Consider the following 8052-nt stretch of genomic DNA (forward strand, 5'->3'; position numbering starts at 1 on the left):
GCGTGTCGTGGCCGGCCTTCGGGTGCGGCTCCACGACGACGTCCGTGTCGGGCAGGGCCTGACACGCGGTGCACGGATGCTGAGGCTCGACCCGCGGGCGCGTGACCTCCTGCGGCAGCGCGAGGTCGACGCGAGCAGCCCGCTCGGCGAGGCGTTGGTCGCCCGGCTGCTCGACCTCGACCTCGCGGTGCCCATCCTCACCCAGGACGGCCCGTTCTCGCTGGCCGACGTGACGGTCGTGGTGCCCGTGCGTGACCGCGCGGCCGGTGTCGACCGGCTCCTGGCACGACTCGGGGGCCGCTTGGCCTGTGTCGTGGTGGACGACGCCTCGCGCGACTCGGCTGCGCTTGCCGCCGTGGTCGCGCGGCACGGTGCCGACCTCGTGCGGCTGCCCGTCAACGTCGGACCGGCCGCCGCCCGCAACGTCGGACTGCGTCGCGTCACGACTCCGCTCGTCGCCTTCGTCGACTCCGACGTCGCGGCCGATCCCGCGGACCTCGAGGCGCTGCTCCCGCACTTCGTCGACCCCGCGCTGGCGGCGGTCGCGCCGCGGGTGTGGGCCGAGGCAGGAGCGCGATGGTTCCAGCGGTACGAGCGCTCGGCCGGCGGGCTCGACCTCGGCCCGGTCCCCGCCGCGGTGCGCCCGTGGTCGGCCGTGGCCTACGTCCCCAGTGCCTGTCTCGTGGCCCGGGTCGACCGCCTGGGCGGCGGCTTCGACGGGGGGCTCCGCAGCGGCGAGGACGTCGACCTCGTCTGGCGACTGCTGTCCGGCGGGCACCGGGTGCGTCACGAGCCGGGCGTCGTCGTGGCCCACGAGCAGCGGCCGACGGTGCGCGGTTGGCTTGGCCGTCAGCTCTTCTACGGCACGAGCGCTGCGCCCCTGGCGCAGCGTCACGACACCCAGGTCGCCCCGGCCGTGCTGACACCGCTCCAGGCGGCCCTGCTCGTGAGCGTGCCGTTGTCGCGAGGTCGTGGCCGATGGTCGACCGTGGCTCTTGCGGCCGTCGTGGCGGGCCAGGTCTGGCGTCATGCGTCGGGGGAGCCGGCTCCGGAACGGGCGCGGCTGGCGGTTGCGGCGCTGGGTGGCACGTCCCGTCAGGGTGCCGGGCTGGTGCTGAGGCACGCCGCACCGCTCACGATCGCGCTGGCGCTCGTGTCGCGACGGGTGCGCCGGACGGTCATGGTGGTCGCGGTCGCCGAGGGGCTCGCGGCCTGGTCCGACGGCGACCGGCAGACCGACCCGCTGACCTTCGTCGCGGCGCGGCGTGCCTCGGACGTGGCCTACGGGTCCGGGGTCTGGTGGGGTGCCGCGCGCCATCGGATGCTGGGAGCCCTGCTGCCTCACGTCGTGCGTCGTCCGCGGCGACGCTCATGAGCTTCGACTACGTCGTGGTCGGCGCAGGGGCGGCCGGGTGCGTGCTCGCGAACCGGCTGTCGGTCGACCCCGGGGTCTCGGTCCTGCTCGTCGAGCGCGGCGGCCGTGGTCGCGACCCACGTCTGGCGGTGCCGCGGGCCTTCGTGTTCACGATGCGCTCGCCGCGGCACACGCTCCGCTACCCGACCCGGTCCGGGGAGGGTGTCCCGCCGGAGGCCTGGCTGCGCGGCCAGGGCCTGGGCGGCTCGACCCTCGTCAACGGGCTGATGTACGTGCATGGCGACGAGCGCGACTACGACGACCTGGAGTCCGTGGTCGGCGACGGGTGGGGGCCGTCGGACTTCGCGCGCGCGTTCGCGGACATGGAGTCCGGTCTGCTCGGCGTCACCGTGCCGAAGGAGGGCGACGACGTCAGCGAGGCGGTGATCGCGGGAGCTGTCGCGGTCGGCCTGCGCCGCGTCGCCGACGTCAACCGTTCGGCGGGCGACCGCATCGGCTACACGCCCGCCACGACCTCCCGGGGCCGCCGGGTCAGCGCGGCGACCGCGTTCCTGCGCCCGGCCCGGCGCCGGCCCAACGTCACCGTGGTGACCGGCTCCGTCGTAGAGCGCATCGAGATGACGGACGGGCGCGCGACCGGGGTCGTGCTGCGTGACCGGGCCGGGGTGCGCACGGTGGAGGCCTGTCGTGAGGTCCTTCTGTGCGCCGGCACGATCGAGTCGCCCGCGATCCTCGAGCGCTCGGGCATCGGCGGCGCGGAGGCGCTCCGGGCGGCCGGGATCCCGCGGGTCGTCGACAGTCCTCGGGTCGGCGAGGGGGTCGTGGAGCACCGTGGCCTGAGCCTGCAGGTGCGGTTCCGTGACCGCCGCGGCGTCACCGAACGCCTCAACACCCGGCCGCGCCAGGTCCGCGAGGGCCTGCGCTACCTCGCGACCCGGCAGGGTCCGGTCGCGACGAGCGGCTACGACGTCGCCAGCCGCTTCACGTCCGACCCCACGAGCACGGCACCGGACGCCCACGGCGTCTGGGTGCCGATGGCGATCGACGAGACGGCCACCGAGCTCGGACTCGCGCCGTACTCCGGACTGCTGTTCACCGGGTACGCGACCAGGCCGACGAGCGGAGGCTCGACCCACGTGGCATCGGCCGACCCGTCCGCGCTCCCGGTGATCACCCCGCGCCACCTCGAGGACGCCGCCGAGCAGCGCACGACCGCCGGGATCCTGGCCCACGCGCGGCAGGTCGTCGACGCATCGGGCCTCGCGTCGCACGTCGCGTCCGAGGTGTTCCCCGGGCCCCACCTGGTCGAGCCTGCCGACGTCGTGGAGCACGTCCGTGCCCACGGGGGCGGGATCTACCACGCGGTCGGTTCCTGTGCGGCGGGTCGGGACGAGGGTGCGGTGCTCGACACCGACCTCCGGGTGCGGGGCGTCGAGGGACTCCGGGTCGTCGACGCCTCCGCGTTCCCCCACCACGTCTCGGGCAACACCGCGGCGCCCGTCATGGCGCTCGCGTGGCTGGCGGCGGAGCGGATCGTACTGCCCGGCTGAAAGGACGGAGGGATGTGCTCTGTGCCGTGAACCGACCTTCAGCACGTCCCGGGGCTTGGTCTCAGTTCCGGTCTCAGTTGCGACGCGATCGGGGCAAATGTGGACTGAACTGCGTGAGGCTGGCGGCCCGGCATCTCAGTGTTTTGGCCTGTTCTGGTCTCCCTGGCACCCCTCGCCGCACGGCTGCCAAGCGGGTTGACAGTTGTGCTGGACATTGCCTGGCCTGCTCGCATATTGGACCCGTGATCCTCCGGGCCTGCACAGCACGTGCCCTAGAACTTGCGATGCTGGACCGCTGCCGCGCATCCGAAGGCTGAGGTGCGGATGGCACCCCAGCGATGGCTGTCTAACCGGTCGACGACGTTCACCGCCTTTCGGCGTCGCCGGAACCTGGGTTCGGGTGAATCGGGTCGAGGACCCGTGAGTGCACGTGCGTCAGCGCTCGAGCCGACGCACTATCGCTGGTCACATGCCGCGTTGTTTTGGAGGATCGCCCCACCGGCTGAGCGGGTTCACGAGGATTGTGCGCGGACGACTTTCGAGCGTCGCTGCTCCTCTTCGATCCGGGCGACGACCTCGCCTAATGCCGGGTCGAGCAGTCGGCCTTCCGCCTTGCGAGCGGCCGACATAGCGTCGGCGAGCGGCGAGACGTTCCCAGTCCGCTGAGAAAGTTTGATGGCCACATCAGCGAAGACCCGGTAGCTATGCATGTCATCGGGGTACTTCTGTAGGAGTTGCCGAGCTTTTGCCTCTGCGTTCCAGAGAAGCGCTGCACGATCCTCGTCCATCAAGCCGTGCGTCAGCTCGGATCGGCGAGACAGGATCAAGACTTCGTACCTGGCGAGAACTGGATTCATCCGGATCGCCTCGTGTGCCGCGCGCAGTTCTGCGGAGGCTTCATCTAGGCGGTCTTGATCGATGAGTTTGCGAATGAGTCTGTGCCTGGGGATGCCCTCACCCGGCAGGACTCGAATCACACGCTGCAGCAGTTCGACCTGCTGGTCGGGGTCAGCCAGTCGATTAATCCCGAGCTCTTCGGTGCACAGGGCACGCGCGGTTTCAACTTCCAACCGCAATGAGGGGTTGAAGCTGTCCACCAAGTTGTCGAACAACCTGTACAGCTCCGACTGATCCGCATACTTGTAGCGCGCGATTGTCGCCGCGATCTCACGGTGACGGGTGGTCCACCCGTACAAACCGCTCGACTCGCTAATGGCCACCTCCGAAACAACGCCAGTAAGCGAGTCGAGGACTGCCATCAGAGATCCGACCTCGATCTGAAGTAGCCGCACGATCAGTTGTCGGTGTACGCGTGCACCAAGGGCCTCGAGCGCGCCAACAAGCCGGTAGATGTCCTGCGCGGCTGGATCAAGTTCACCGAACTCACGTAGCAAGATGAAGTCAAGCTCCTCAGAAGCGAAGATGTTCTTCATGCAGACGTACATGTCCGCAGAACAGCGCTCACGCAGGATTCGGACCTGTTGCGTGCGGGGTAGGCGCATGAAGCCCTCATCGACGAGCGCACGGATCGCAGTCTTGTCAGCCGTGAGATTCAGAAGCGCATCGATGTCGTCGCGCGTTAGGCGTGACAGGGTGAAGGCTTCTCCGTGGGTGAACACACGCCGAGACTTCGTTCGCTGACGCCAGCGGCCAGTCGTAGCGGTCAGGATGAGCCGTAGCGCAGGTGCAGTTTGCTCGCCGATATGGTCGGCGAGTTGACTGACTCCTGCTAGGTGATCCACGCAATCATCGACTACGAGCACGGCATGCTGGCCTGCTTGACGGAGTCGACCTTCGTATTCGATCCAATGGCCCGCGGACAAGGGAAAGGCTGAGTTGTGTTCCCAAGCCGCGTCCGCCGCGTGAGCCAGTTCTGATGCGATCTGACGAGCGAGGGTCGTCTTGCCGACGCCGCCGGATCCCAAAATCACGGCGATCGGCTTCTCAGCTAAAGACCGGGTGATGCGAGTCTGTTCTGACCGCTCGAAGGCCAGCCCGTCGATGATGTCTGCATATTTTGCGGGCGATCCGTTGAAAAGGGAGCGCGCGTCGGGGGACAGTGTGCCGGCGTGGCGGATGTCAACGGTTGTGCTGACCAGCTCATTCGGCAGAAGCGACGGTACGAAGTCACCGGAGGTCTGATCGGTGGTCTCGTCGGGTGGCAGGTTTGCGACCAGATGTGCGAAGAGGTCGTCTAGGCCACCGAATGCGACTGCGGCGCCACGAGACCGCTGAAGATCGGCCCGGACCCCATCCTCCTGATAGGACAGCAGGAGAACGCGTCCTTGGGCACCGGACTTCCCGGCAAGCTTCAGCGCTTCGCGAGCGATGTCGCGAAGGTGCTCGTCCTCGAGAGATTGGCCGATCACGAGGACATCCTTCGTCAGCACGTCTGACTCCAGCGCCCGGAACGCCGCCTGCCGGAAGTCGTCGTAGTCCTCGTAGTCCGTCTCGGTCAGCAGCATGCGAGTCTGGTGTCCGAGACCGATGTCTTCAGTGATGCAGCCATGAATCTTGAAAAGTTCAACGCGATCGCTCGAAGAACCGCGGCTGAAGTCGAAGTTGCTCCGGCGTACGGTCAGTGGCACGTCCGCGGATTGGTAGACCTGCTCGACGAGAGTGTCGAAGTTTGTGGTGTAGATCCGATACCAGTCGAAACCCGGAAGCAACTGAAGTGCACCCGTAGGTGACAGGGACTGGAGAAGGTCTCTGACCGTCTCCGCGAGATGCTGTCGTCCGTGCTGTCTTTCGAAGACGCTGCAGATTTCGGACAGTCGGTACGAGTCAGCGGAGACAGCTCCATTCAGCTTTCGAGCGAGTTTCCGACCAAGTTCCGAGCCCGACGGTGCGCCTGAGGGAATGGATGCGCCGGCACCAAGCAAGACGACGGTTTGTCGGGGGTTGATCATTCGTGCGAAGTCCGCGATGTCCACGCGCTGTGCCTCTGCTGTCCGGAATGACGTGAAGCCATATTGTGCACGCGCGCAGTGTCAGGAAGTGGTTGATTCGCGACATGAACGGCTCGATCACGTCGAGCGGAGCAGGGTCTCGCCCGGCAGCCACGTGAGATTCAGATGTGTAACACTAATACCACGCTATCGCTATGCTTGTGCCATGTTGAGTGTGGCCGAGTTCGCTGGGGCAGTCGGGGTGTCGGTCGCACGCGCCCGGCAACTTGCGGCTAGCGGCAGGGTGCGTGCTGTAAAGGTGGGGTCGCAGTGGGTGATCGCTGACAGTGAGGTGAACCGCTGGAGGGCGCTGCCATCGCGGCCGATGTCGGAGCGCGTTGCGTGGACTGCGGCGGCAATGGCCGACGGACAGTCGGTCGATTGGCTGGAGTCGAGTGAGCGGTCGCGGCTGAGGAAGCGGCTGGGGTCGCTTGTCGAGTCGAGTGATCCGATGGGTCAGGTGCAGGCGTGGATGCGGTCGCGGGGCGACGTCTCGTGGTGGCACGCGGACACGGATTCGCTGCCGGGCTTAGCCGACCGGGTTCGCCTCTCCGGAGTGGCCATCCCGAGCGCAGGGTTGTCCTCGGGCGGGTTGGTCGAGGGTTACCTCCTGCCCGGCGAGCTGGAGTCGCTCGTGGCCGAGTACTGGTTGGTGCCAGCCGAGCCTGGCTCCGGGGAAGTGGTGGGGAGAGTGAGCAGCTTCGTTCCGGAGCGCGTGCCTCGCCTGATGGTTGCTGCCGACCTCGCGGACCACCGCCGCTCGCGCGAGGTCGCCGCTGCCGAGCGACTCATCGGCGAGGTCCTCGAGGAGCGACTCTGGTGATCGACGTCCCTGTCACCTCAGCAGGTCAGGAGGCGTCGTGGCACGCACTCCTCGACCTGCACGACGCGGTGCCCGAGGCGTGGGTGCTGGTCGGCGGGCAGATGGTGCACGTCCACGCGGCCGAGCGTGGTTACCGGTTCGTGCGTCCGACCGACGACGCGGATGCGGTGCTGGATGTGAAGCTGCGGCCGACGATCCTGCACGATGTGACCGCAGCCCTCGTGGCGATGGGGTTCACCTCCGCCGGAGTGTCGCCGTCGGGCATCGAGCACCGCTGGAACCGGGGCGAGGCGCAGATCGACGTCCTTGTCCCGCAGGGGTTGGGTGAGCGGCTCCTGGCCAAGGTCGTGGGCGTCTCGGGTTCACCCACCGTGGAGACCCCGGCGGGTCAAACCGTCGTCGACCACGCGGAGCTCGTCGACGTGCGCGTTGGAAGTCGAATCGGGTTCGTGCGCCGGCCGACCCTGCTCGGGTCGTTGATCGCGAAGGCAGCCGCTGACACGACTGTCAGTAGCTCGAGTGCCGCGGCGGGCCGTCATCTCGAGGACTTCGTGGCGTTGTCGGCGATGCTGAAGGTCTCCGACTTCGCGGACACGAACTCGACCAAGAGCCAGCGACGCTATGTGTCCCGGGCCCTTGAGCGAGTATCGTCGCGGGCTGACCTGCGGGAGGAGCATCCGGACTCGCGCGTCGGTCTCGCCCGACTCGCGCGGTGGGCCGGGGCGGCCGAACTTCGGTAGCGGAGCGGGCCCGATCCGTGCCCACATTTTGCCCAAATCTTTGCGTGATTCAGCGTGAAGTGGACCTACTCGGTGTGAGTCGGATTCGCTGGCATCGCAGTCCGAATCTAGCATCGTCGCAGGTCAGCGAACTACCAAGAACGAGTTCAGATCCCGCCGCCACGGCGTGACGAAGGCCCCCGTTCACGCTGGAGTTCCAGCACCGAGCGGGGGCGTCGTCGTGTCCGTGGGCACGCCGATGTGCCCACAGGGCAAGACAGCCTGTGGCCGATGCCTCGTGGCGGGGTGGTGCGTGTACGACAACGGCGTCGAGCCGTGCGAGATCAGTTGACCTGACGCTCCTGGTCGGCCCAGAACTCCTGACGGAGCTTGAACTTCTGGAGCTTGCCGGTGGCGGTGCGGACGAGCTCGTCGCGGAACTCGACCCGTTTGGGGCACTTGTAGCCGGCCAGGTGCTGGCGGCAGTGCGTGATCAGGTCGCCGGCGGACGGCGCGTCGGCCTCGGGGTCGAGCACCACCAGGGCGGTGACGAGCTCGCCCCACTTCTCGTCGGGGATGCCGATCACGGCGACCTCGCGCACCGCCTGATGTGACATCAGGGCGTCCTCGACCTCGA

5 protein-coding genes and 1 pseudogene are annotated in these 8052 nt (G+C 67.8%); 4 read left to right on the top strand and 2 right to left on the bottom strand.

Translation table 11 applies throughout. The features are described from left to right. The first annotated feature begins 7 nt into the window (after window positions 1–7). The gene (mftF, locus tag KAG51_RS13130; RefSeq protein ID WP_290584293.1) at window positions 8–1375 is read left to right on the top strand and encodes a mycofactocin biosynthesis glycosyltransferase MftF; all 1368 of its coding nucleotides are present in this window, start codon (window positions 8–10) and stop codon (window positions 1373–1375) included. After that, window positions 1372–2925: a GMC family oxidoreductase N-terminal domain-containing protein gene (locus tag KAG51_RS13135; protein WP_290584294.1), complete on the top strand. Its 1554-nt coding sequence runs from the start codon at window positions 1372–1374 to the stop codon at window positions 2923–2925. The genes mftF and KAG51_RS13135 overlap by 4 nt, the downstream gene beginning before the upstream one ends. Window positions 2926–3437: 512 nt before the next feature. Here the strand turns inward: KAG51_RS13135 and KAG51_RS13140 are convergent. Then, window positions 3438–5858 (bottom strand): SIR2 family protein, encoded by a 2421-nt coding sequence (locus tag KAG51_RS13140; RefSeq protein WP_290584295.1) that lies wholly within the window; start codon window positions 5856–5858, stop codon window positions 3438–3440. A gap of 181 nt (window positions 5859–6039) precedes the next feature. On the opposite strand from KAG51_RS13140, the gene KAG51_RS13145 reads away from it, so the two are divergent. Further along, window positions 6040–6696 carry a helix-turn-helix domain-containing protein gene (locus KAG51_RS13145; RefSeq protein WP_290584296.1) on the top strand — a complete coding sequence of 219 codons (657 nt, stop codon included), beginning with the start codon at window positions 6040–6042 and terminating at the stop codon, window positions 6694–6696. Next, the gene (locus tag KAG51_RS13150; protein ID WP_290584297.1) at window positions 6693–7436 is read left to right on the top strand and encodes a hypothetical protein; all 744 of its coding nucleotides are present in this window, start codon (window positions 6693–6695) and stop codon (window positions 7434–7436) included. The genes KAG51_RS13145 and KAG51_RS13150 overlap by 4 nt, the downstream gene beginning before the upstream one ends. 323 nt (window positions 7437–7759) lie before the next feature. Here the strand turns inward: KAG51_RS13150 and KAG51_RS13155 are convergent. Then, window positions 7760–8052, bottom strand: a pseudogene (locus KAG51_RS13155) (AMP-dependent synthetase); the annotation flags it as partial.

Source organism: Aeromicrobium sp. (assembly GCF_023146395.1).
Classification (GTDB): Bacteria; Actinomycetota; Actinomycetes; order Propionibacteriales; family Nocardioidaceae; genus Aeromicrobium.